The organism is Actinophytocola sp., from assembly GCF_049647105.1.
Taxonomy (GTDB): domain Bacteria; phylum Actinomycetota; class Actinomycetes; order Mycobacteriales; family Pseudonocardiaceae; genus Actinophytocola.
This window is the reverse complement of the sequence record NZ_JBARWZ010000220.1, coordinates 18,722-41,429: the sequence shown is the minus strand read 5'-3', so window position 1 is coordinate 41,429 and position 22,708 is coordinate 18,722. Positions and strand designations below refer to the sequence as shown.

The window sequence follows — 22,708 nt, the reverse complement described above, 5'->3', positions numbered from 1 at the left end:
AGGCGCCACGCGGCTTGCTCGACGGCTTCAAGGCATTCGTCGAACGCGACGGAATAGCGCGAACGCATCTGGCGGGTAACCACCCGAAGCGGCACCGTCTACTGGACTACCCCGACGGCCTACCGTTCACGGTGCATCAGGACCTGATGCACCTCGGCCCGGATAGCTTGTTCACCTCCGAAGCCCGAGATTCGCTGGTCCACCCGTGGCACCTGGAAGCCCCGGATCGGGCGAGGACGGCCGGTGAGGCCGAGACGGCCTTGCTGCTGATCCGGTTCCTTACGGTGCTCCTCATTGCGGCCGGTCGGGCGCACCCGTTCGTGGTGCTCCTGGTACTGAGTCAGCTCCTCGATCAGGACCGTAAGGCGCTGATCACAGCGACGTGCCACACCCCAAAGCAGCGTCCTGCTCGCACCGTAAAGCCGCCCGGTCAGCTGGTGCTTGCCGCAACTGGAGTCGGGCAGCAAGTTAGAGATCAGGCCACCCGATCGGGTGGCCACTCACGACGCCAGGGGGAGCGTCATGAGTGAGGACAAGAGGGAGGCGCGGCGGCAACGGCGAGTGCCGGGAGGCTCGCCGCACCGGATCAACATACGGACGACGACCGAGACCTACGCCCGCCTGGTCGCAGGTGCCGCCGTCGCGCGGCTGTCGCTGCCGCGGTACCTGATCGAGTCGGCGTTGCGCCGATCGTCCGGTGGCTGGAGCCTTCGCGAACAGCGTTGGTGGGCCGAGCGCCTCGACGTCATCGAGACACGGTTGATCAGGATCGGTACGAACCTGAACCAGATGGCGGCCGCGACCAATGCCACCGGCGAGATGCCGGAGGCGCTGACACGCGCACTGCACCACCTCCAGGCGACACTCGATCGGCACCGAGAGATCCTCGGCGCGATCGACCCGGCCGACCGCTCGCGCCGGTGATCGCCAAAGCGCCGGAGAACGGGAAGCGCGGCAGGGACACCCATGGCCTACTGCGCTACCTGTTCGGCAAAGGCAAGGCGAACGAGCACACCAGCCCACACCTGGTAGCCGCCTGGGACCCGGAGTGGCTCGAAAGCGGGGCGTTCGCCCACCTGGTCGGCCAACGCGGATGGCTGCCACGCCTGGCCCGCGATATCGACGCGGCCATGACCGGCCACGAGGTCCCTCCCTGAGGGCCACGTCTACCACGTCGTCCTGTCGTACCCCGAGCCGACGGCCAACTCGGCGACGAGGTGTGGCGAGCACTCGTCGACGAGGCAATCGAGCGCATGGGCTTCGGCCCAGACGCGAGTATCGCCTGCCCCGTTGCCTTCGAGAATCATTGTCATGTTGACCTATACGCAGTAGTAGGGGCGACTCCGTGTGAGAATCAGCTTTGATTGGCGCCGCTATAGACCAGTCGGTCTGCGTGGCCGACAATGACTCCAAGTCGTCGGGTATGCCGACACGGCCTTCGTACGGAGGAGGCAAAGGTTGGACCGGTTCCCTGCGGACTGGCTCATCCAAGGCGTTTCTGCTGGTGCCAGTGGGTCGGCAACTTGACCCGCAACACATGAGCGAACTGTTTGCGCAGCTCAGCGATGGCGACCCGTCGGCCAGCCATTTGCATTGCTAGTTCGTCCAGGGGCCAGGTAGCAAGGTGCCCGAAGCGGATGCTGTAGATGGCCACGGTGTGGATGGCGAACTTGTCGGAGTAGTCCATCAGTGCGTAGCCAAGTAACTGGTCTAGTTCGGTGCGTTCCAGTGAGGCGGCGTGGGTTCCGTCCTTACGAGCCCTGCCCTGACTGGCTTTGAAATCGACGAGTACGCCACCGGCGATCAGGTCGGCGTCAGCGTTGAGGTCCTGGCTGCCATCGAAGGTCATGCCAGTGGCGACCGGGCCGGCAGGTAGCTTAGGCAATAGGTGTTCGCGGGCCAGGTTGCGCAGGCCGATCAGGTCAGCGACCTCGTCGTCGTTGGCCAACGCGAGCAGATCCTCGACCTTGCTGTCCGCGGTCAGGCGCATGAGCCGGGAACGATCGACCGTGGCGGCCCGATAAAGCTCTGTGAGCAACGCCAGCGCGTAGCACGCCCTGGCCCACCACTCGTCCGATGCACCCGCCAGCCGTGCGGGCTGGACCGGACGGGGAGCACGGGCGTCGTCCAGCCCGCCGAGAGCGACCAGCAACTCTAATCCAGCACGGACGCACGAGGCTCGACCTGAGCGCAAACCGGTGTAAGCCAAGTCGACTGACACGGCCGGATCGATGAGCATCCGCAGCCACCAGTCGATTGCCGCGCCTTGGGTGCCGAACGCGACAGCCCGCGATGGCACGACACGCGCCACGCCAGCCTCTACCCGGTATGCAGTCTGGATCTCCTTGTACTGCGGAAAGGTCGCGCGCAGCCATCTGGACACCGGGCTGGCCGCGTCTTTGATCTCATAAGTGAGAGCGGGCATGCACCGGACATTACGTGCCGCCACCGACAAACGGACTGAGTTGTCGCGACCACCGGGCGAATGCTTCTCCTCGAAATCTATTGAACAGCGGTGGTGCGATACTCCGCCCAGTCTGCCGCCGCTTCGTGTAGCCGTTGTTTCCATGATCGCGGCTCGGTTGCGGCTATCTGCCTCCACAGGGCGACATTGACCTTGGTGAACACGTCGAGTGCTTTGGGGATCGCTGCCGCCCACACTTCCACTCGGGACGACCACGCCTCAGCATCAGCTGGAGTGTGGCCTTCGGCGATGAGCCAGAGAGCCGCGCAGGCGGTGTCGATCCAAGCCGCTCCCAGGGTTGGCCAGGACCAGTCGACGATCCGAGTCCCGGTGTCGGTGACCAGAACGTTGTGCGGGTTGAGGTCCGTGTGGAGCAGGTGGTCCCCGGTCAGCAGCTCGGTGTCGACTCCTGCCCGTTGGGCGGCGTCTGCCCAGCGGTCTTCGATCCGCTTGCACGCGTTGCTCGGCGTTGCCAGCTTGGCGAGCAGGCTGAGCACCTCGGCGAGATCTGCGAGGTCGGCTGAGCCGGGGCTGAGATCGGCCGCCCGGCCGTCGAGGTGTTCGAACCCGAGGATGTGCCAGCCCAGGGTGTCCACCTGCCAGAGCAGGTGTGGCGCAAACGGCTGCACGTGTGGGTTGATCTCCGCCTCTCGACGCTGCGCGGCTGCTCGGTCGCTGGGCACTCCCTTGGCAAACGTAACGCCCGTGGTTGTGTGGAGGCGGGCGGTGAACGAGGCATTGAGGCCGCTGCTGATCGTGTCGACCCGGTGAACCGTGCCAGCGTGTACTTCGACGGCAGCGCGTACTTGTTCGGGTAGGTCTCTCCAGTTTGTTCGGGTCGCGACTGGCGTCATGGCCCGCGCGGCTGACTTGGTTGTGTCGTTCATGCGGCCACCGTGGCGGTGAAGCCGAGCGAGCGCAGTCCCTCGGAGAGAAACAGATTGTCGGAGGCGGCGCCGACGCGGGCTTGGAGAAGTTGGTAGTCGGCGTGGTGGCGGGCGCCCCAGCGCTGGGCGGCGTGCCACAGGGCGCGACCGTGCCCGCCGCCGCGGTGCTCGGGCAGGACGCCGAAGTATTGCGGCAGCAGCATCCGGCCGCCAGTTCGGTCGGGCATGATCGTCAGCGGGCCGATCGCGCCGACGATGACACCGTTGTCCTGGCTGACCAGCACCGGTCCGTCATGGTGGCCGGCGTTGCGGCGCTGGTGGAGGTAGGCGAATCCGTGGTCGGCCATGGCGTGAGCGAAGTCGCTGAAGGTAGCCGCGGTCTCGGGTTCGTAGTCGTCCAGCTCGCCCACGGTTGGGCTGCCGGACGGCTCGTCGGGCTGGTCGTCGTGGGTGAACTCCTTGAGCAGAACTCGTGTGCGATCCACGTCCGTGGCCTCGGCGGTGTCGAACCAGACGACGCGCCCGTTGGCGGCGCCGTAGGTTGCGCAGCAGTGTCGGGTGGCGGCACGGAGGTCGTTCAGGTTGGGCGCGTGGCCGTAGTAGAAGGTCTTGATGGTCCCGCCGCCTCGCCGGGACAGGGTGGGGATGATCGTGTGGTCGGGTCGGTGCACGATCTCGTCGACGAGCACGGTATCGGTCTTGCGCGGTGACCAGCGACGGTCCTTGTCGAACGGGAGCGCGGTGCTGGTGCGGCTGGCGGTCACGATGTCGGCGAACACGTCGGTGAACATCTCCGCGGTGAACTGGTCGGGGTGTGCCGGCCCGAGGATCGGTACATAGGGAACGTTCAGTACGCGGTTCAACCAGTCGGCCCGCAGTCGCATGCGGCGAGGCTAGAACCGAGCGGTGGGCGCCGACGTGCGGACACGCCGCCACCCACCGCATCAGGTCAGTACGGGTTGTCGTCACCCGCGTTGCAACTGCACTTCGACGACTCGACCAGCACGTCGAGGTCTTCGACGAACTCCAACTCGCCGCTCTCCGTCGTCGACGGCGGTTTGAGTTCCACCAGGACAGCGGTCACCACGATCACCTCCTCTCGAATTCGACGGTCAGGACCCGTGTTGGCAGTAGGCGGACAGCGGCGCCTTGGCCTTCCGGTACAGCGTGACCAGCGGCATGCACGTGCCGCAGGTGCCTTGCAGCTGGCAGCCGGTGCAGCCGCCCTGGCGCAGCAGGAGCCCGTCGGCGATGCCACCCAGTCGGGTCAGCCCGTCGACGCCTTCGTCCATGAGCGGGATCTGCGGGTCGCGGCCGATCTTGCAGATGCTGGCCATGCCATGCGGGTCGACGTGGAAGAACGTGTGTCCGGCGGAGCAGCCGGTGAAAGGCTTGCGCTTGCGCAGGTACTCCTGCGACTGCGCGGGCAGCGACTCGGCGCCGCCGTAGATCGTCGGCGACATGTTCGAGAACACGTGGTAGGGCAGGTCGAACTGCTCGGCCAGCGCCTTCATCGCGTCCAGGTCATGGGCGTTGGTGTTGGTGACGATCAGGTTCAGGTTCATCGGCAGGTTGGCCTCGGTCGCGGCCCTCATGCCCTTCATGAACTTGTCGAACGAGCCCCGGCGGCGGGTCAGCCCGTCGTAGCTGTCGGCGGTCGCGCCGTAGACGCTGATAGTCAGCCGGTACGGACGCAGCGTGGTCAGCAACTCGAGGATCGCGGGGTTGTGCAGCCGGGAGCCGTTCGAGGAGATCGAGAGCATCATGCCCAGTTCAAACGCCAGCCGGTACACATCGAGGAACAGCTTGTCGATCAGCGGTTCGCCGCCCGTGAGCTGCAACCACAGCACCCCGGCATCGCGCATGATGTGCAGCAGCCGTTCGCGGTTCTCCCAGGACAGGCCCTCGAACTTCTTCAACCCCAGGTAGCAGTGCTCACAGTCGTAGTTGCAGCCCAGGTTCAGCTCGTAGGACGCCCGGCCGTACCCGAACGGCGAGACCGAGCGCACAAGCACGGCCTGGTCGACTCGCCGGTCGGTCAGGTCCAGGTCGGGCCAGCGCCGCTGTACCGCGTCTACCAGCCATGTCGGGCACGACTCGCTGGCGGCCCGTTCCAACTCGCGATGCCTGTGTGAGCCGATCTTGATCCCACTTGAGCTGCCGGGTCGCAGCAGAAGGTAGTCATCAAGGAACTGGCTGGCGATCAGGTCATGCACGGCACACTCCTTTCACCGCGTGGCTTGGGTTGCCAGGCGTACGCGTTGCCATCCAGGGCGGCATCAGATATCCCGCTCAGGCCCGGGTATCTCGGGAAGCTCGTCGACAGGCGCGTCAGGAGTGCCCGGCGCAGGGAGGCGCTGCATCAGCCGCGCCATGTCGACAGCCGATCCCCGCACCCGATGAACAGCCCGGCCGCGGTGGTTGTCGCGCTGGCCGTAGGCAAGTTCGTCGGTCAGGACGACAAGTGTGTCGATGGAGCCGTCATCCCAGGCGCGTACCGCTGTGTCCATGATCGGCGTGCTGGTGCGCTTCCACTGCCTCGGATCGAGCTCGTGTAGATACGGCGGCAGCTCTGCAACTGGAGAACCATCCGAACTGTTCATCTCGGGCGTGGCGTGGTCCATGATCAGATGTCTCCGTAGTTATGGAGTTGGAGCCCGTGAGTTCCGTTGCCTCTGCCGGTTCGCCGGGACGGAGGTCGTGCCAGAGCTCGGTGAAGATCGGGTTCGGATCTGGAGCGTTCACGCTGCATGTCTCCCTCCGAGCGGAGGCAGGCTGCGGTAGCGCATGTGTGCGGTTGGGGCCGACAACCGGGCGTGACGACTCGCCAGCTCACGCTCTACAGCGGCGATCGCCTTCCGCCGATTGGCTCGTTCAGACAACCAGTCCCGGATGAGCGCCACAGCTCCGATCATGAGCAGTACGGCCCAACAGATGAGACCGATCCCGATCAGCGCTTGCTCTACGAACGCCATCACAGCGACCTCCTAGCCATCGTCGGTGGGAAGCCGGACCGGCGTGGGAGCCGCGGGAGGTCGTGCGGAGGAGGCGGCTCGGAACCGCGCCGGCCCGGCCGGCTTGACGCGGCAGAGCGCACGAAGTCGCATGGTCGCTTCCGCGGGTCGATGTGATCGGTGCGAACGCCGTTCGGATACACCTTGATGTGGTGGGCCGGAAGCCCGCACATCCCGCACGGAACGCCGTGCTGCGCGAACACAAGGACGGCTGGTCTTCCTGCGACGGTGATCATGCTTCAACCCTGCGCTGCCGGGCTTGTCCACGGAATGGTCGGTAGCGGGGTTGTCAAGGGGAGGAATGAGGGAAGTTTGTCGGGATGCGAGAGGTAACCAATTCGACTACTCAGTGTGCGACGATGCCTGGGATGGACCGCTGAGGGAGTCAGTCGTGGCCGAACCTAACGAGCTGTTGCGGAGTGCTCGCGAGCGCACGGAGTCACCTCGCTCGCCGGGACAACCGATGTCTCGTACTGAGCTTGCTGAGCAGGTCAACGCCTGGATCTACGCCAACACCGAGCGGCGCCGTGTCGTCGTGCTGGACGCGAACTACGTCGGCAAGCTGGAGCGCGGCATCGTCAAGTGGCCGCAGGATGACTACCGCGCGGCGCTACGCGCCGTGTTGGGAGCCCGGACGGACACCGATCTCGGTTTCCGACGCCCGACGCGCTCGCTCGCTACCGTCGCGAACGTGGATCGAAAGGACTTCCTGCGCGCAGCTCTCGGCGTAACCGTCGGGGCCGCGGCGCGCCCTCTCGTCGACCTGCTCAAGACGCACGAGCCGGTGCCCGTGCCCTCGTTTGTCGGCCCGACAGAGATCCAGGGGATTCGCCAGACAGCCCTGGTGTTCGGCACGTGGGACCACACCTACGGCGGCGGACTTGTCCGAGAGGCCGTCGCGGCCCAGCTGCGGTACTCCGCGCAGCTACTGAATGCGCGATGCGCCGAGCGTCATCGCAACAACCTTTACAGCGCAGTCGGCTACCTCGGACACACCGCCGGATTCATGGCATTCGACGCCTACGCGCACGATGACGCCCGGAGCATGTTCCAGTTCGCGCTCGCCTGTGCGGAAGAAGCTACCGATTGGCATCTTCGCGCAAAGATCCTGTCGTCGATGGCGCGGCAAGCGATTTGGTGTGGCGATCCGGATGATGGCCTAACGTTGGTGGAGTTGGCGATGGTGCGCGCCGATCGCCTCACGCCAACCGAGCGGGCGATGGTGCTGTCCGCCCGTGCTCGCGCTCTGGCCAAGCTCAGGAGAACACAGGAAACCCTCACGACCATCGGAATGGCGGACGAGGAGTTCAGCCACGCCGAGCCGGCGAATGACCCGGATTGGATGCGGTACTACGACGCCGCCCAACACCGCGGCGACACGGGTCACGCTTTGTGGGACATCGCGATGACCGGCAAGTTCGTCTCGGAAGCGACTGAGCGTCTTGCTCAGGCCGTGGCTGGCCACACCGATGCTTATGCCCGATCACGGGCCATCTCCGGAATCAAGCTCGCTTCGCTGACGATGGCGGCCGGCGATCCCGACGAGGCGGGGGTCATCGGACAGCGCGCGCTCACCTCGGCGGGCAAGATCCGATCCCGGCGAGCTGCCGACGACCTGCGCCAACTGCGCTCCCTCGCAGCACCCCATGACCGGATCGACGAGGTGGCGGCGTTGTGCCACGCGATCGGTCAGCGAGTGGCAAACGCATGAAGAGCACGAGCGCTGCGGATGTTGAATCTCGCCACGTAATGCAAGTTGCCTGCCAAATGGTCGGTCTTGACTCTCGCCAGGCGGAGCTGATCCGGTTGGGTGAGAACGCGATCTACCGACTGCCGGGCCAAGTCGTGATCCGTGTTGGACGCCGAGGCCAGCTCGCCTCGGCAGTCAAGGAGGTCAACGTCGCACGATGGCTGGAGTCGGTTGGCGTACCGGCTGTTCAGGTGGTCCCCGACGTCGATCAACCTGTCGATGTCGACGACCGCCCCGTGACCTTCTGGCGCGAGCTACCACCACACGAGCACGGCACACCATCTCAGGTCGCTCAGGCGCTAAGGCGCCTGCACGCCGTCCCTCGGCCAGCCGCATTCGACCTCCCGCCGATCGCGCCCTTCGTGCGGCTCGAAGAACGTATCGGCAGCGCAACTGCCCTGTCTGACGAGGATCGCGCGTGGATGCGGACGCATCTTGAGGAACTTCAAGAACGTTATGCACGCATTCCCGCCGGGTTACCGCACTGCGTCGTGCACGGTGACGCATGGGTGGGGAACGTCGTGTCCACATCTGACGACCGAACCGTATTCCTGGATCTCGAACGTGCTGCGATCGGGCCGCCGGAATGGGACCTGATCCATACGGCAATCAAGCGAAGCTCGTTCGCGTGGATCACCGCAGAGCAGTACGGCCAGTTCTGTAAGATTTACGGGAACGATGTGGCCGACTGGAGCGGATTCGGGCTATTGCGGGACATCCGCGAGTTCCGCATGACATGCATGGCCGTCCAAGTCGCCTCTGCGGATGCGGTATACCGCGAACAAGCCGCTCACCGACTGGCCTGCATCCGCGGTCGGAAGGGTCCTAGGCCCTGGGGTGGCTGGCATGCGGTTCCGTAGAGAATACGTGAAGTGGGTGTGTCGTGGCTCTGAGCTAGCAGCCCGGTACGTTCAGCCGGATCATGCGCAGGAAATTGCGAAGCATGTCAACAGTGTTCGCGGGGATGTCTTCGGGGTTGAAGTGCATGATGTCGTTGCGGACTTCGCGGATCATCCCCAACCTTTGGCAGAACGAAACGCGGTCCAGCTTGGTGCCGATCTGCGCCCACGCGTCTGGGTTCTGCAGGGCGCGCTCGTAGTCGCCCATCGTCAACTGGTCGAAGGACTTGATTTCGCGAGACCCTGACTCGTCGCACAGCTTGACCACATCTGCGAGGTCGATGTGCTTGCTTACGATGTGCCTCAGTAGTTGGTCCAGTTCGCCGATCAGGAAGAACGGCGTCGCCATGTCACCGTATGCGTGCGCCAGATCTGCGGCGGTCACGATGCCATTGACTTCGTTGCGTTCGTTGCGAACAAAGACGAATCCGACGCTTTGTAGGACGCCCAGTACATCAACCAGTTCTTGGTCATAGGGGATCTCTGGTGCGTCGATCAGGCAATCCTGCAATGTGGCGTCGGCGCTATTGTGCCTCGCTATGGCGATCGACTTCCAGGTCACCGCCCCGATCAACTTGCGCTTGTTGGCTGCCATCACGGCCAGTTGGGAGAAGTCGTCGATCTGCATCTGAGTGATCGCCTGCTCGACGGAGCCCTCCGGTGGCACGAAGACCACGCCGTTCAGCGCTGACAGCAGGTTGCCGACCTTGAGTCCGATCTGTGGTGGGTCACCGTCGTCCAGCTCGGGACTGGATGCCGTGTGCATCTTGAGTACTTGTTCGTCCGACGACTTCGGTGGCTGTTCTTCGTCTAGCGCGAAAAATCGCACCGTCGTGTCGAGGGTGACGTCGCGAAAATGTGGAAAGGTGGTCAGGCCGTGGCTCGTCAGATCTTTTTCGATTCGACGAGTTATTCGGGTTCCGCGAGTGTGTGCATTCCAGTGGCGTAGTAGTTCGCGGACCGTGATCGAGACCGTGTCGCCTGCTCGTACCTGGTCTTTGGTCTCCTGTAGAAACTCTGATGTCGTGGTCAATTCGCTAACGCCTGCTTCGACGTCCCGTAGTTCATTCCGAAGGGAGGCCAGTGTGCGATTTGAGTCAGTTCGCCACACGATCCAGCCATTGATCCGGATGTTGGCTACGGCCCTGGCTGCGTCTGACGGCGTGTCGTATTCACTGCCATCCGGTAGCACGATGGTGCCGGCTGACGACACCGTAGCGACGTGTTCTTCCCTAGACCTGGGTCGGATGAACCGCAGACGGTCTCCTGCGCTGACCAGGTTCGCTGTCAGCAGATCTCGGACACTCACGCGCCGATTAGTCGGGTCGTGCGGGCTCACCACCCGCGGGCCCGCCATTCACCCAGCTTCGGGCGCTCCTCGCCGAGCGTGGAGTCGTCTCCGTGACCGGGGTAGAACCACGTGTCATCAGGCAGTTTGCCGAAGACGCGCGACTCAAGGTCGTTCATCAGGCTGGTGAAGTCCTCGGGATGCGTTGTCCGCCCAGGACCGCCGGGGAACAGCGAGTCGCCGGTGAACAGGTGGCCGTGGCCTGCCGGGTCGCGGTACAGGAGGGCCACGGAGCCCGGGGTGTGGCCGCGGAGGTGGATGACCTCGAGCACGCAGTCGCCGACCGGCACGGTGTCGCCCTGGGTGACGTACTGGTCGGGCGGCACGGGCAGCACGCCCGCGTCGTCCTCGTGCGCGACGGTGTTGGCGCCGTAGGCACCCGCGACGGCACCCAGCGCGCCCCAGTGGTCCTGGTGCTGGTGGGTGGTGACGATCGTGCGGAGGGTGGGGCGGTCGGCGCCGTGGCCGATCAGGTCCGACAGGCGTTCCGGGTCGTTCGCGGCGTCGACCAGCAGCGCCTCGCGTGTGTTGCGGCACACGAGCAGGTAGGCGTTGTTGTCCATCGGGCCGACGGAGATCTTGGTGATCGTCAGCGCGTCCAGCGTGCGCCGTGCGGCTGCGCCGCCTGGCTCGACATGACCCGTGTACTCCTCGACAACGTCCACGCCACGGACACTAGCGGCTGGCGCGGACGGACTGACAGCATGGCTTCGTGGCGGACCTGATCAAGAGCGGCTGGCGCTGGTTCAACGAGTCGGGGGCGTGGGAAGGGAACACGGTCACGACCGACCCGGACACGGACTTCTGGCGCACCACCCACTACGGCTTCGTCCGGGACACCGGGCACATCCTCGGCGTCGACAAGGCCGGGGACTTCGAGCTGACCGCCACCTTCGCCGGTGACTACACAGAGCAGTACGACCAGGCGGGCATCGCGATCCGGCTCGACGAGAGGAACTGGATCAAGAGCGGCATCGAACTGGTCGACGGGCAGCAGCAGCTGTCGGCGGTGGTGACGCGTGACGTCTCCGACTGGTCGGTCGTCGCGCTCGGTGAGCACGCGGAAACCGTCACGATCAAGGCCGCGCGGGCCGGGGACACGGTCACGATCTCCTACGGCCTGAACGGTGCCCCACCTGCGACGATGCTGCGTCTGGCGTACTTCCCCCCGGAATTGTCGGTGCTCGCTGGTGTGATGTGCGCATCGCCGACCGGGAAGGGGTTCACCACACGTTTCGACAACATCATGATCTAGTGCCCCGTCAAGGCGAAGAGGGCACGTTTCTCCTCGGCCCAGGCGGCCGCTGGCGGCGTTGCGGGAAAGCCCAAGTACAACCCGGTACGAGCGGCTTTCCCGCGCCTTGCCAGCGACCACCTGGATCCACGGATAAACGACCCCCTTCACCTTGACGGGGCACCAGGCGGGCTATCCCCAGGCGGGGAGTTCCGGCACGTCACCGCGGAGTCCCTCGCCTGTCGATCGGCCGGTCAGCCACGCGACGGCTGCCGCCGCGCTGCCCGCCACCTCGTGGCGGGGATCGTCGCGGCCGTTCACGAGGTCCCACACGCGCTCGCGGTCGCCGGGCAGCTCGACGGTGAGCCGCACGCGCTTGCCGTCGGGCCGGTTGATGTGCCTGGTGACGGCCTCGGCGACGAGGTGCTCAAGGTGGTCGTGGGGAACCTCGGCGAACGAGAACCCGGCGTCGAGGTCCACCAGGTGCACCCACACCTCGTGCAGGCGCATCGACGGGACGTTCGCCGCGGGAAACGGCGTCGGGAGGCGCCCGGTGACCGGCGCGGACCACGCCGGGTCGGGCAGCCCGGTCGCGGCGACCATGAGCCGGTCGCCCGCGGCGCGGAGGTCCTCGACCAGGATCTGGGCGAGGCGGCCCGCACCCTCCTCGATGTCCGCGTCGCGGTCCGCGGCGCTGGCGTACATTGGGTGCTCGACGCCGGTGCGTGCCCAGGTCAGGAGATTGACCAGCGCATCGGCGTTGCGGGCGAGGTGGGTCACGACGTGGGCCCTCGACCAGCCGGGCAGTCCGCTCGGCCGGTGGATGGCATCCTCGTCGAGACCAGCGACAACGGTGTCGAGTCTCTCCGTGGCCTGTCGCACCAAGGGGAGCAGGCGCACCGCGCGCTCCGCCGCCGACCTTTCGTCGGCGCGTCGCTGCGCTGGTACGTCGTTCTGTCCGATGGATGCCTCAGGTGAGATGCTCATACCGCCCAATCCCCGCGTGTTCGGTGGCAAACCTGGTTACTCCAGCGTAGGTGAGCGCGGCAGTTGACCGGTAGTCACTGGGCGAACCGGAAATTGTCGGTGCCCCGTCCTAGCATGGCCCCGGTCATGGTCCTCGGCCCGAAACCGGCCCGTGACCAGTAAGAACGGATACTTCGAAGGGACTTCAGTGGCTGACCGCCTCGTCGTCCGCGGCGCCAGGGAGCACAACCTGCGCGGCGTTGACATCGACCTGCCCAGGGACAGCATGATCGTGTTCACCGGGCTGTCCGGCTCGGGCAAGTCGAGCCTGGCGTTCGACACGATCTTCGCGGAGGGCCAGCGCCGGTACGTGGAGTCGCTGTCCGCGTATGCCCGGCAGTTCCTCGGCCAGATGGACAAACCGGACGTCGACTTCATCGAGGGCCTCTCGCCCGCGGTGTCGATCGACCAGAAGTCGACCAACCGCAACCCCAGGTCGACCGTCGGCACGATCACCGAGGTCTACGACTACCTGCGCCTGCTGTACGCGCGTGCGGGCAAGGCGCACTGCCCGCAGTGCGGCGAGCCGATCAGCAAGCAGACGCCGCAGCAGATCGTCGACCAGGTCATGGCCATGGAGGAGGGCCTGCGGTTCCAGGTGCTCGCGCCGGTCATCCGCGGCCGCAAGGGCGAGTACGTCGACCTGTTCTCCTCGCTGCAGTCACAGGGCTACTCCCGCGCGCGCGTCGACGGCGTCGTGCACCAGCTGACCGACCCGCCGAAGCTGAAGAAGCAGGAGAAGCACGACATCCAGGTCGTGATCGACCGGCTATCGGTGAAGGCGAGCTCCAAGCGGCGGCTCACCGACTCGGTCGAGACCGCGCTGCGCCTCGCCGACGGGCTCGTCGAGCTGGAGTTCGTCGATCTGCCGGAGAACGACCCGAAGCGCATCCGCGGCTTCTCCGAGAACCTGGCCTGCCCGAACGGCCACCCGCTCGCCATCGAGGACCTCGAGCCCCGCTCGTTCTCGTTCAACTCGCCCTACGGCGCGTGCCAGGTCTGCACCGGCATCGGTGTCCGGCAGGAGGTCGACCCGGAGCTGGTCGTGCCGGACGACGAGCTGAGCCTCGCCGACGGCGCCATCGCGCCGTGGGCGGGCGGGCAGACCGCCGAGTACTTCCACCGCCTGCTGACCTCGCTCGCCGAGGCCGTCGGGTTCCGCATGGACACCCCGTGGCGCAGGCTGCCCGCCAAGGCGCAGAAGGCGGTGCTGCACGGCACGGCCGACCAGGTGCACGTCCGGTACCGCAACAGGTACGGCCGCGAGCGCTCCTACTACGCCAACTACGAGGGCGTGATCCCGTTCCTGGAGCGGCGCCAGGAGCAGACCGAGTCCGACTACATGCGGGAGAAGTACGAGGGCTACATGCGGGAGGTGCCGTGCCCAGCGTGTGAGGGCACCCGCCTCAAGCCGGAGATCCTCGCCGTCACGCTGATGCACAAGAAGCAGGGCGAGCGGTCGATCGCCGAGGTGACGTCGCTGTCGATCAACGAGTGCGCCGAGTTCCTGGCCGGGTTGCAGCTCGGTCGTCGCGAGACGGCGATCGCGGGCGCCGTGCTGAAGGAGATCCAGGCCCGGCTGCGGTTCCTGCTCGACGTCGGCCTCGACTACCTGTCGCTCGACCGGGCCGCTGGCACGCTGTCCGGCGGCGAGGCGCAGCGTATCCGGCTCGCGACGCAGATCGGTTCGGGGCTGGTCGGCGTGCTGTACGTGCTGGACGAGCCGTCGATCGGCCTGCACCAGCGCGACAACCACCGGCTGATCGAGACGCTGACGCGGCTGCGCAACCTGGGCAACACGCTGATCGTCGTCGAACACGACGAGGACACCATCCGCTCGTCAGACTGGGTGGTCGACATCGGCCCCGGCGCGGGCGAGCACGGCGGCGAGATCGTCCACAGCGGACCGTACGAGAAGCTGCTGAAGAACAAGAAGTCGCTGACCGGTGCGTACCTGTCCGGGCGGCAGCGGATCGATGTGCCCGCCATCCGCAGGCCCGTCGACAAGAAGCGGCAGCTGACCGTGGTCGGCGCGCGGGAGCACAACCTGCGCAACATCGACGTGTCGTTCCCGCTCGGCTGCCTGGTGGCGATCACCGGCGTGTCCGGCTCCGGCAAGTCGACGCTCGTCAACGACATCCTGGCGACCGTGCTCGCGAACAAGCTGAACGGCGCGCGGCAGGTCCCCGGCAGGCACACCCGTATCAACGGGCTGACGCTGGTCGACAAGCTGGTGCGCGTGGACCAGTCGCCGATCGGTCGCACCCCGAGGTCCAACCCGGCGACGTACACGGGCGTGTTCGACCACGTCCGCAAGCTGTTCGCGGCCACGACCGAGGCGAAGGTGCGCGGCTACCAGCCGGGCCGGTTCTCCTTCAACGTCAAGGGCGGCCGCTGCGAGGCGTGCGCCGGCGACGGCACCATCAAGATCGAGATGAACTTCCTGCCGGACGTGTACGTGCCGTGCGAGGTCTGCAAGGGCGCCCGGTACAACCGCGAGACCCTCGAGGTGCACTACAAGGGGAAGACGATCTCCGAGGTCCTCGACATGCCGATCGAGGAGGCGGAGAAGTTCTTCGAGCCCATCCGGGCGATCCACCGCCACCTCAAGACACTGGTGGACGTCGGCCTAGGGTACGTCCGGCTCGGCCAGCCCGCGCCGACGCTCTCCGGCGGCGAGGCGCAGCGCGTGAAGCTGGCCTCCGAGTTGCAGAAGCGGTCCACCGGAAAGACCGTGTACGTGCTCGACGAGCCGACGACCGGTCTGCACTTCGAGGACATCCGCAAGCTGATCGGCGTCATCAACGGCTTGGTGGACAAGGGCAACACCGTGGTCGTGATCGAGCACAACCTCGACGTGATCAAGACGTCGGACTGGATCGTGGACATGGGGCCCGAGGGTGGGTCCGGCGGCGGGACGGTCATCGGTGAGGGCACGCCAGAGGACATCGCCGCGCTGAAGTCCTCGTATACCGGGGAGTTCCTGAAGACGGTGCTGTGATCAGAACGTGAAGGTGACGTCCGTCAGCTTCTCCGACAGGGTCCACAGGTTCGCGGCCTTCTCCTCGTCACGGGCGGACCGGCTCGAGCCGACCAGCTTCGGGTAGCCGTGCTGGGTGGTGATGCCGCCCGGGCCCGCGTACGAGCCGTTCGGCAGGTCCATCGTCGCCGCGTACAGGGTGGGCAGGGCGCCCATCTTCGCGCTCTGGGCCACCAGGCGGTTGCCCAGCGACATGATCGCGTCCAGCAGGGATTCCGTGTGGGACTGGAGGTTCGTCGACGCGTAGCCAGGGTGTGCCGCGTGCGCCTTCAGCGGTGAGCCCGCCGCGGCCAGCCGCCTCGCCAGTTCGTAGGTGAACAGCAGGTTCGCGAGCTTCGCCTGGCCGTACGCGGGCCACCGCTGGTAGCGGCGCCGTTCCCAGTTCAGGTCCGTCAGGTCGATCCTGCCCATCCAGTGCGCCGTGCTGGCCACGGTCACCACCCGGTCGCGGATGCGATCGAGCAGCAGGCCGGTCAGTGCGAAGTGGCCAAGGTGGTTGGTGCCGATCTGCATCTCGAAGCCGTCGGCGGTGCGGCGGTACGGGATCGCCATCACGCCCGCGTTGTTCACCAGCACGTCGACCGGCTCGTCCACCGACTTCGCGAACTCGCGCACCGACGTCAGGTTCGCCAGGTCCAGCGCCCGCACCTCGACCGTGTCCGCCATGGTGGCCGCCGCAGCGTTGCCCTTGTCGACGTTGCGGCACGCCAGGATCACCCTGGCACCCGCCGTCGCGAAGGCCGCTGCCGCCGCCTGACCGATGCCGCTGTTCGCCCCCGTCACGATCACCGTGCGGTCGTGCAGCGACGGCATGTCGGCCGGTGTCCACTTCGCCATGGCAGCACCCTAGTGTCCCGAACCGGGAATGCGGTGCGTGAGTCGGTGGATCCAGGTTTCTGCTGGCAAGGCACCGATCCTTCCTCGTACCGGGTTGTACTTGGGTGGATCGGCAACGCCGCCAGAGGGAGGCTGGGCCGCCGAATCGGGTGCCAGATTTCCGGTTCGGGACACTGGTCCCGGCATACTCGAGCCGTGCCGTTGAACGACTACCGCTTCCGCAGCCTCTGGTCCGTGCCCGCCCCCACCGGTCGCGTCTTCGCCACCCTCGTCGACCTCGCCGGCTACCCCGACTGGTGGCCCGACATCCGGGACGTGACCCGGGTCGACGACGACACCGCCGAGGTCACCTGCCGCTCCGTGCTGCCCTACGCGCTCACCTTCCGGCTGCACCGGGCGGTCGAGGACAAACCCGCCGGCCGCATGCGGGTCGACATGACCGGCGACCTCGAGGGTTTCGTCCAGGGGCAGGTCGCCGCCCACCGGAGCGCGGGTGCGGTCCTCGCGATCACGCAGCGGGTCGTGGTCAGAAAACCGTTGCTCCGCGCCTTCGCCCCGGTCGGACGGCCCGTCTTCCGCGCCAACCACGCCCTCATGATGTGGCGTGGCCAGCGCGGTTTCCGCACCTACCTCACCGGTTGAACGGCGCGGGCGACGACCGGCCCGACGTCATGCCGGCCGGCTGACCGACCACGCGCCAAGCACCGCGGCGAGGTCGGCGCGCAGCACGTCCGCGATCGCGCCCGCCGGGTCCAGCGCCCAGTCCATGAGCGCGCCGTGGGCCATCGCCGCGACGATGCGCGCCGCCTGTGCGGGTGGGGGAGCGCCGGGCAGGCCCGCCGCCGCGAACAGCTCGGTCAGCACCTCCCGCACCCCGGCCCGCAGTCGCGCGAAACCGGCGCGCAGCGCGGGATCCGCGAGGTCCACACCGAGTTGGCCGAGGTGGTTGGACGTCGTCGCGGGGTCGGCGACGCCCTCGGTCGTCGCCAGTACCGTCGTCGTGATCGCGTCGAGCGGCGCCAGGCCTGCCGCGGCGGCACGCATCAGGGGGGCCGCGCCCTCCGCGCCCATGGTCATCATCGCCAGCAGCAGGTTCCGCTTCGAGCCGAACCGGCCGGCGACCGTGCCCACCGAGACGCCCGCTTCCCCGGCGACCTGCGCCAGCGTGAAACCCGGGCCGTGCAGCCCGATCGCCCGGCCGCATGCCGCCACCAGTTCCTCGTCGGACACCTTGCGTGGTCGGGCCATGGCAGTTATTGAACCATGGTTCAGAAACGGAGTAGCATCGGCGCATGGCAACCTGGCAGGAGATCGAGAAGGACGCGCCCGAGTTCGCCGAGCGGGTGCGGAGCCGGTTCGCGGCGGGCACCAACAAGACCATCGCGACGCTGCGCGGGGACGGGTCGCCGCGGATCAGCGGCTCCGAGCTGCAGATCAAGGACGGCGAGGTCACCCTCGGCATGATGGACGGCTCGCTGAAGCTGCGTGACGTGCGCCGCGACCCGCGCGTTGCCGTGCACAGCCCGACGATCGAGCCGCCGTCGGATCCGACGGAATGGCTCGGTGAGGCCAAGTTCGCCGGCCGGGTGGCCGAGATCCCGCCGCCCGGCGAGGGCGCCGAGGAGGGTGCGGGCTACTTCCGCATCGACATCACCGAGGTGGCACTGACCCACGTCGGTGGCAACCCGCCCGACCACCTCGTGATCGAGTCGTGGCACGAGGGCACCGGCTACCGGAAGCGCACCAGGAAGTAGCCGTTCCCCGGGCTGTCAAGATCATTTCGAGCGGGCCACACTGTCGCCTGTGAAACGGGCTGGCCGGCGACCACGATGGCGCCTCGCGCGGCGGCCGCTGGTGCTCCAGGTGGTCATCGCCGGGGTGCTCGTGTCGGCCGGTGGCGTGTTCGCGTACCTCGACGTGGCCGACCGGGCGGAGGACTCCGCGCGGGAGGAGGCCGTGTCGGTCGCGCTGACGATCGCGGACTCACCCGCGATCGTCGACGCCGTGGCGGCGTACGAGCCGAGCGTGGTGCTGCAGCCGTTCGCCGAGCGCGTCCGCCGCGACACCGGCGCGGACCTCGTCACGATCATGGACACCGACGGTCGCCGCCACACGCACCCGAACCCGGCCCGCATCGGCGAGGAGTTCCACGGGCACCTCGAAGAAGCGCGCGCGGGGAGGGTGTTCACCGAGACCTACACCGGCACGCTCGGCCCGTCGGTCCGCGCGGTCGTCCCGGTCCGCGACGGCGACCGGGTCGTGGCGCTGGTCGGCGTCGGCATCACACTCGACGCGATCGCCGGGCAGGTCCGCGACCGGCTGGTGCCGCTCGCGCTGGTGACACTGGCGGTCGGTTTGACCGGCACGTACCTTGGCAGACGCCTTGCGTACCACGAGGCGATCCTGCGCACCGCCCGCGAGGACCTGCCGCTGGCCGACCAGGCAGGCGCCGGTACCCGGCGTACCTGACCGGGGGAATACCGGCTGGGCGAGGGTGTTATCCTGAACGACGCGACCAGCCTCGCTTGCGAGGCTGTACAAGTGGAGCCCCGCTCCCACCCGAGTCACACAGTGGCCGGGTTCCGGTCGCCGCGACCTGTGCCGGACAGCTCCGGCATGTGGGCGCGGTCAAGCTCGTCGGGTGCGACGGGCGATCGGAAGCGGGCCCCGTTCGTCGATCGACGACCGGGGCTTCGTGCTTGATGGGGATCCGTGAGGGTCGCGGAGTAGCCAGACGAACCCGGCCCGAGGAGGCCCCATCAGCTCCGAGACACGTATCAACGACCGCATCCGAGTTCCGGAAGTCCGACTGGTCGGACCGAACGGCGAGCAGGTGGGGATAGTGCGCATCGAAGACGCACTCCGCCTCGCTCAGGAAGCGGACCTGGACCTCGTGGAGGTTGCCCCGCAGGCTCGTCCGCCGGTCTGCAAGCTCATGGACTTCGGCAAGTTCAAGTACGAGAGCGCGCAGAAGGCACGCGAGTCGCGTCGAAACCAGCAGCTCACCGTGATCAAGGAGCAGAAGCTCCGCCCGAAGATCGACAAGCACGACTACGAGACCAAGCGTGGTCACGTGATCCGCTTCCTCGAACACGGGAACAAGGTCAAGGTGACGATCATGTTCCGCGGGCGTGAGCAGTCCCGACCCGAACTTGGCTTCCGGCTGCTGCAGCGGCTGTCCGAGGACGTGGCCGAACTTGGCTTCGTCGAGGCCGCGCCGAAGCAGGACGGCCGAAACATGATCATGGTGTTGGCGCCGCACAAGACCCAGAAGACCCGTCCGAAGGCCAGCGCGGAACCCGAAACGAACTGACCGAGGCTGATCGAGAGGCCGAGTGCGTCTCGCCGAGGCGTGACGCACCCGGTCGTACAACTGCGCGAGGAACACAATGCCCAAGAACAAGACCCACTCCGGTACCTCGAAGCGTGTTCGGGTGACCGGCAAGGGAAAGCTCCGTCGTCAGCAGGCCGGCCTGCGCCACAAGCTGGAGAAGAAGTCCAGCCGCGTGACCCGTCGTCTCTCCGGCACCGAAGAGATCGCCAAGGTCGACGTGAAGCGCGTCAAGAAGCTGCTCGGTCGCTGACCAGCACTCGTTTTCCCTGACCACCCTGGGCGTGCGGGACCGCCGCCCTCGAGATCGATCGGATTTGCACAGTGGCACGCGTCAAGCGGGCAGTAAACGCCCACAAGAAGCGCCGCACCACCCTTGAGCTGGCCAGCGGCTACCGTGGTCAGCGCTCGCGGCTGTACCGCAAGGCGAAGGAGCAGATGCTCCACTCGCTCAACTACGCCTACCGGGACCGCCGTGCCCGCAAGGGTGACTTCCGCCAGCTGTGGATCACCCGTATCAACGCCGCGGCGCGCCAGAACGGCCTGACCTACAACCGCTTCATCCAGGGTCTGAAGAACGCGGGCATCGAGGTCGACCGCAAGATCCTCGCCGAGCTTGCCGTCAACGACGCTGGCGCCTTCGCCGCGCTCGTCGAGGTCGCGCGGGCGAACGCAGACCAGCAGGGCAAGGCCGCTTCCTGAGCACCGCACCACGACCCGGGGCAGCTCCGTTCACCGAACGGACACCCCGGGTCGCTGCTGCCCGGGCTCTGTCGCGCCGAGTGGGGCGGCAGCGCGCCGGGCGTTTTCTCGTGGAGGGCACCCAGGCCGTCCGCGAGGCACTCACGTGGCCGGGCGAGGTGCACGAGCTGTTCGTGACCGAGGCGTTCGCCGGGCGCGACACGGAACTGCACGCACTCGCCGACGGCCGAGGCGTCACCGTCTCGATGGTGAGCGACCGCGCGATGGCGGGCCTCGCCGACACGGTCACGCCGCAGGGCGTGGTCGCCGTCTGCTCGTTCGTGGACGTGCCGCTCGCCACCGCGCTCGCGGGCACGCCGGCACTGGTCGCCGTGCTGGTGGAGGTCGCCGATCCCGGCAACGCGGGCACGGTCATCCGGGTCGCCGACGCGGCGGGCGCCGACGCGGTGGTCCTGGCAGGGGACGCGGTCGACCCGCACAACGGCAAATGCGTGCGCGCGTCGACCGGCAGCATCTTCCACCTGCCGATCGCCCGCGCCCCGGTCGACGAGACCCTCGCCGCCTGTCGCGCGGCCGGCCTGCGGCTCGTTGCCACCGACGGTTACGCCACCACGGAACTGACCCCGGCCACCGCGCCGGCCCCGGCCGCCTGGCTTTTCGGCAGCGAGGCGCACGGTCTACCCGATGTGGTGAAATCGGCGGCCGACGAGTCACTCCGTGTGCCGCTCTACGGCAAGGCGGAAAGCCTCAACCTGGCCACTGCCGCGACGGTCTGTCTGTACGCGAGCGCGTGGCGCGCACACGGCTCACCCGATCAGGTTTAGAGGCCGCGAGTCCGTGTGACGGGACGTAGCCACCCCCGCGTGTTCGCGCCGGGCTTCCGGCGCTGTCCTGCCGGTGATCGTCTTCCTACCGTGCGTGCAGCTTGGCGTTGCGGGAGTTCGCGGCGCGGACCCTTCGGCGCGTTCCCGCCGAAGCGCCGAAAGGGGAAACTGGGTTCGGGCCGGATCGGCCGATCGCCTAGGATCACGGTGCTCGCCACCCGCGGGCACGTCGATCCGGTCAGCCATCCCCGGGAGCCCGCACCCATATGTCCGCAGCCAACGACTCCTACGATCCGAAGCAGGTCGCGGCACTCGCGCCCGAGACGCTGCAGGCCGCCGTGGAGCAGGCGCGCAAGGAGTTCGCGGCGGTGGGCGACCTGGCGGCACTGGCCGCGGTCAAGCCCGCCCATCTGGGGGACAAGGCACCGCTGATGGTGGCCCGCCGTGAGATCGGCGCGCTGCCCCCGAACGCGAAGGCCGACGCGGGCAAGCGGGTCAACGAGGTGCAGAAGGCGGTGCGCGCGGCGTTCGAGGAGCGCCGTGCCCAGCTGGAGGCCGACCGCGACGAGCGTGTGCTCCGGGAGGAGTCCGTCGACGTCACCCTGCCGTGGGACCGCGTCCCGCGCGGCGCCCGGCACCCGCTGACCACGCTCTCGGAGCGCATCGCGGACGTGTTCGTCGGCATGGGCTGGGAGATCGCGGAAGGTCCCGAGGTCGAGACCGAGTGGTTCAACTTCGACGCGCTGAACTTCAAGAAGGACCACCCGGCGCGCTCCATGCAGGACACGTTCTGGGTGGCGCCCGCCGACTCCGGCCTGGTCCTGCGTACCCACACCTCGCCGGTGCAGATCCGCTCGCTGCTCGAGCGCGACCTGCCGGTCTACGTGGTGTGCCCCGGCCGCACGTTCCGCACCGACGAGCTCGACGCCACCCACACCCCGGTGTTCCACCAGGTCGAGGGCCTTGCCATCGACAAGGGCCTGACGATGGCCCACCTGAAGGGCACCCTGGACGCGTTCGCCAAGGCCATGTTCGGCGAGAGCTCCAAGATCCGGCTGCGCCCGTCGTACTTCCCGTTCACCGAGCCGTCCGCCGAGCCCGACGTGTGGTTCCCGGAGAAGAAGGGCGGTGCGGGCTGGGTCGAGTGGGGCGGCTGCGGCATGGTCAACCCCAACGTGCTGCGTGCCTGCGGCATCGACCCGGAGGTCTACTCCGGCTTCGCGTTCGGCATGGGCATCGAGCGGACCCTCCAGTTCCGCAACGGCATCCCGGACATGCGCGACATGGTGGAAGGGGATGTCCGGTTCACGGCCCCCTTCGGCACCGAGGCCTAGACGCGACTCCCGAGCGCG

The 22,708-nt window shown here is 67.3% G+C and carries 26 protein-coding genes; 14 read left to right on the top strand and 12 right to left on the bottom strand.

Annotated elements, in window-relative coordinates:
* Positions 1-119: 119 nt before the first annotated feature.
* A complete protein-coding gene (locus WBA97_RS26150; RefSeq protein WP_424233572.1) occupies positions 120-500 on the bottom strand; it encodes a hypothetical protein in 381 nt (126 codons plus the stop codon).
* 22 nt (positions 501-522) lie between these two features.
* Between WBA97_RS26150 and mobC the strand changes: the two genes are divergently transcribed.
* Together mobC and WBA97_RS26140 are read left to right on the top strand one after the other, a co-directional pair.
* A complete protein-coding gene (gene mobC / locus WBA97_RS26145; protein ID WP_424233571.1) occupies positions 523-924 on the top strand; it encodes a plasmid mobilization relaxosome protein MobC in 402 nt (133 codons plus the stop codon).
* Entirely contained in the window at positions 921-1,157 is a 237-nt protein-coding gene (locus tag WBA97_RS26140; protein WP_424233570.1) for a hypothetical protein, read from the top strand. Before mobC ends, WBA97_RS26140 begins: the two co-directional genes overlap by 4 nt.
* A gap of 326 nt (positions 1,158-1,483) precedes the next feature.
* On the opposite strand, the gene WBA97_RS26135 is transcribed toward WBA97_RS26140, so the two are convergent.
* The 6 genes from WBA97_RS26135 to WBA97_RS26110 all read right to left on the bottom strand — a co-directional run bounded on the left by WBA97_RS26135 (position 1,484) and on the right by WBA97_RS26110 (position 5,975).
* Positions 1,484-2,425: a hypothetical protein gene (locus tag WBA97_RS26135; RefSeq protein WP_424233569.1), complete on the bottom strand. Its 942-nt coding sequence runs from the start codon at positions 2,423-2,425 to the stop codon at positions 1,484-1,486.
* Between the two features lie 77 nt (positions 2,426-2,502).
* On the bottom strand, positions 2,503-3,351 hold the full coding sequence (locus WBA97_RS26130) for a hypothetical protein (protein ID WP_424233568.1): 849 nt from the start codon (positions 3,349-3,351) through the stop codon (positions 2,503-2,505).
* The gene (locus WBA97_RS26125; protein ID WP_424233567.1) at positions 3,348-4,235 is read right to left on the bottom strand and encodes a GNAT family N-acetyltransferase; all 888 of its coding nucleotides are present in this window, start codon (positions 4,233-4,235) and stop codon (positions 3,348-3,350) included. The genes WBA97_RS26130 and WBA97_RS26125 overlap by 4 nt, the downstream gene beginning before the upstream one ends.
* A 65-nt stretch (positions 4,236-4,300) precedes the next feature.
* Positions 4,301-4,438: a hypothetical protein gene (locus WBA97_RS26120; protein WP_424233566.1), complete on the bottom strand. Its 138-nt coding sequence runs from the start codon at positions 4,436-4,438 to the stop codon at positions 4,301-4,303.
* 25 nt (positions 4,439-4,463) lie between these two features.
* Positions 4,464-5,567, bottom strand: coding sequence for a radical SAM protein (locus WBA97_RS26115; protein WP_424233565.1), 1,104 nt, complete (start codon positions 5,565-5,567; stop codon positions 4,464-4,466).
* A 63-nt stretch (positions 5,568-5,630) separates the two neighbouring features.
* Positions 5,631-5,975, bottom strand: coding sequence for a hypothetical protein (locus tag WBA97_RS26110; protein WP_424233564.1), 345 nt, complete (start codon positions 5,973-5,975; stop codon positions 5,631-5,633).
* An 853-nt stretch (positions 5,976-6,828) separates the two neighbouring features.
* Between WBA97_RS26110 and WBA97_RS26105 the strand changes: the two genes are divergently transcribed.
* Both WBA97_RS26105 and WBA97_RS26100 read left to right on the top strand, forming a co-directional pair.
* Positions 6,829-8,076: an XRE family transcriptional regulator gene (locus WBA97_RS26105; protein WP_424233563.1), complete on the top strand. Its 1,248-nt coding sequence runs from the start codon at positions 6,829-6,831 to the stop codon at positions 8,074-8,076.
* The gene (locus tag WBA97_RS26100) at positions 8,073-8,975 is read left to right on the top strand and encodes a phosphotransferase family protein (protein ID WP_424233562.1); all 903 of its coding nucleotides are present in this window, start codon (positions 8,073-8,075) and stop codon (positions 8,973-8,975) included. Before WBA97_RS26105 ends, WBA97_RS26100 begins: the two co-directional genes overlap by 4 nt.
* A gap of 34 nt (positions 8,976-9,009) precedes the next feature.
* Here WBA97_RS26100 and WBA97_RS26095 read toward each other — a convergent pair whose 3' ends face one another.
* Complete coding sequence (locus WBA97_RS26095) at positions 9,010-10,371, bottom strand: CBS domain-containing protein (RefSeq protein WP_424233561.1); 1,362 nt, start codon at positions 10,369-10,371, stop codon at positions 9,010-9,012.
* Positions 10,350-11,027: an MBL fold metallo-hydrolase gene (locus WBA97_RS26090; protein WP_424233560.1), complete on the bottom strand. Its 678-nt coding sequence runs from the start codon at positions 11,025-11,027 to the stop codon at positions 10,350-10,352. Before WBA97_RS26090 ends, WBA97_RS26095 begins: the two co-directional genes overlap by 22 nt.
* A gap of 47 nt (positions 11,028-11,074) precedes the next feature.
* Here WBA97_RS26090 and WBA97_RS26085 point away from each other — a divergent pair, with 47 nt between their 5' ends.
* Positions 11,075-11,617, top strand: a complete 543-nt coding sequence (locus WBA97_RS26085) for a DUF1349 domain-containing protein (protein ID WP_424233559.1) — start codon at positions 11,075-11,077, stop codon at positions 11,615-11,617.
* A gap of 171 nt (positions 11,618-11,788) precedes the next feature.
* Here the strand turns inward: WBA97_RS26085 and WBA97_RS26080 are convergent, their stop codons facing one another.
* Positions 11,789-12,583: a maleylpyruvate isomerase N-terminal domain-containing protein gene (locus WBA97_RS26080; RefSeq protein WP_424233558.1), complete on the bottom strand. Its 795-nt coding sequence runs from the start codon at positions 12,581-12,583 to the stop codon at positions 11,789-11,791.
* A 187-nt stretch (positions 12,584-12,770) separates the two neighbouring features.
* Between WBA97_RS26080 and uvrA the strand changes: the two genes are divergently transcribed.
* On the top strand, positions 12,771-15,623 hold the full coding sequence (uvrA, locus tag WBA97_RS26075) for an excinuclease ABC subunit UvrA (RefSeq protein WP_424233557.1): 2,853 nt from the start codon (positions 12,771-12,773) through the stop codon (positions 15,621-15,623).
* Here uvrA and WBA97_RS26070 read toward each other — a convergent pair whose 3' ends face one another.
* Positions 15,624-16,499 (bottom strand): oxidoreductase, encoded by an 876-nt coding sequence (locus tag WBA97_RS26070; protein WP_424233556.1) that lies wholly within the window; start codon positions 16,497-16,499, stop codon positions 15,624-15,626.
* A gap of 195 nt (positions 16,500-16,694) precedes the next feature.
* Here WBA97_RS26070 and WBA97_RS26065 point away from each other — a divergent pair, with 195 nt between their 5' ends.
* Entirely contained in the window at positions 16,695-17,141 is a 447-nt protein-coding gene (locus tag WBA97_RS26065; protein WP_424233555.1) for an SRPBCC family protein, read from the top strand.
* 27 nt (positions 17,142-17,168) lie between these two features.
* Here the strand turns inward: WBA97_RS26065 and WBA97_RS26060 are convergent, their stop codons facing one another.
* Positions 17,169-17,747 (bottom strand): TetR/AcrR family transcriptional regulator, encoded by a 579-nt coding sequence (locus WBA97_RS26060; RefSeq protein ID WP_424233554.1) that lies wholly within the window; start codon positions 17,745-17,747, stop codon positions 17,169-17,171.
* A gap of 44 nt (positions 17,748-17,791) precedes the next feature.
* Here WBA97_RS26060 and WBA97_RS26055 point away from each other — a divergent pair, with 44 nt between their 5' ends.
* The 7 genes from WBA97_RS26055 to pheS all read left to right on the top strand — a co-directional run bounded on the left by WBA97_RS26055 (position 17,792) and on the right by pheS (position 22,690).
* Positions 17,792-18,253: a pyridoxamine 5'-phosphate oxidase family protein gene (locus tag WBA97_RS26055; RefSeq protein ID WP_424233553.1), complete on the top strand. Its 462-nt coding sequence runs from the start codon at positions 17,792-17,794 to the stop codon at positions 18,251-18,253.
* A 49-nt stretch (positions 18,254-18,302) separates the two neighbouring features.
* Positions 18,303-18,968, top strand: coding sequence for a hypothetical protein (locus WBA97_RS26050; protein ID WP_424233552.1), 666 nt, complete (start codon positions 18,303-18,305; stop codon positions 18,966-18,968).
* Between the two features lie 289 nt (positions 18,969-19,257).
* Positions 19,258-19,812, top strand: coding sequence for a translation initiation factor IF-3 (gene infC, locus WBA97_RS26045; protein ID WP_424233588.1), 555 nt, complete (start codon positions 19,258-19,260; stop codon positions 19,810-19,812).
* 76 nt (positions 19,813-19,888) lie between these two features.
* Positions 19,889-20,083, top strand: a complete 195-nt coding sequence (gene rpmI / locus WBA97_RS26040) for a 50S ribosomal protein L35 (protein ID WP_424233551.1) — start codon at positions 19,889-19,891, stop codon at positions 20,081-20,083.
* A 71-nt stretch (positions 20,084-20,154) separates the two neighbouring features.
* Positions 20,155-20,532 (top strand): 50S ribosomal protein L20, encoded by a 378-nt coding sequence (gene rplT / locus WBA97_RS26035; RefSeq protein ID WP_424233550.1) that lies wholly within the window; start codon positions 20,155-20,157, stop codon positions 20,530-20,532.
* On the top strand, positions 20,529-21,356 hold the full coding sequence (locus WBA97_RS26030; protein WP_424233587.1) for a TrmH family RNA methyltransferase: 828 nt from the start codon (positions 20,529-20,531) through the stop codon (positions 21,354-21,356). The genes rplT and WBA97_RS26030 overlap by 4 nt, the downstream gene beginning before the upstream one ends.
* Positions 21,357-21,622: 266 nt before the next feature.
* Positions 21,623-22,690: a phenylalanine--tRNA ligase subunit alpha gene (gene pheS / locus WBA97_RS26025; RefSeq protein WP_424233549.1), complete on the top strand. Its 1,068-nt coding sequence runs from the start codon at positions 21,623-21,625 to the stop codon at positions 22,688-22,690.
* Positions 22,691-22,708 lie beyond the last annotated feature (18 nt).

Coding starts and splice junctions, on each gene's coding strand:
- WBA97_RS26110 (WP_424233564.1), bottom strand. CDS start 5,975: ATGGACCACGCCACGCCCGAGATGAACAGTTCGGATGGTTCTCCAGTT.
- WBA97_RS26055 (WP_424233553.1), top strand. CDS start 17,792: ATGGCAACCTGGCAGGAGATCGAGAAGGACGCGCCCGAGTTCGCCGAG.
- WBA97_RS26130 (WP_424233568.1), bottom strand. CDS start 3,351: ATGAACGACACAACCAAGTCAGCCGCGCGGGCCATGACGCCAGTCGCG.
- WBA97_RS26070 (WP_424233556.1), bottom strand. CDS start 16,499: ATGGCGAAGTGGACACCGGCCGACATGCCGTCGCTGCACGACCGCACG.
- WBA97_RS26100 (WP_424233562.1), top strand. CDS start 8,073: ATGAAGAGCACGAGCGCTGCGGATGTTGAATCTCGCCACGTAATGCAA.
- WBA97_RS26135 (WP_424233569.1), bottom strand. CDS start 2,425: ATGCCCGCTCTCACTTATGAGATCAAAGACGCGGCCAGCCCGGTGTCC.
- pheS (WP_424233549.1), top strand. CDS start 21,623: ATGTCCGCAGCCAACGACTCCTACGATCCGAAGCAGGTCGCGGCACTC.
- mobC (WP_424233571.1), top strand. CDS start 523: ATGAGTGAGGACAAGAGGGAGGCGCGGCGGCAACGGCGAGTGCCGGGA.
- WBA97_RS26125 (WP_424233567.1), bottom strand. CDS start 4,235: ATGCGACTGCGGGCCGACTGGTTGAACCGCGTACTGAACGTTCCCTAT.
- WBA97_RS26060 (WP_424233554.1), bottom strand. CDS start 17,747: ATGGCCCGACCACGCAAGGTGTCCGACGAGGAACTGGTGGCGGCATGC.
- rpmI (WP_424233551.1), top strand. CDS start 19,889: ATGCCCAAGAACAAGACCCACTCCGGTACCTCGAAGCGTGTTCGGGTG.
- WBA97_RS26095 (WP_424233561.1), bottom strand. CDS start 10,371: ATGGCGGGCCCGCGGGTGGTGAGCCCGCACGACCCGACTAATCGGCGC.
- WBA97_RS26105 (WP_424233563.1), top strand. CDS start 6,829: ATGTCTCGTACTGAGCTTGCTGAGCAGGTCAACGCCTGGATCTACGCC.
- WBA97_RS26080 (WP_424233558.1), bottom strand. CDS start 12,583: ATGAGCATCTCACCTGAGGCATCCATCGGACAGAACGACGTACCAGCG.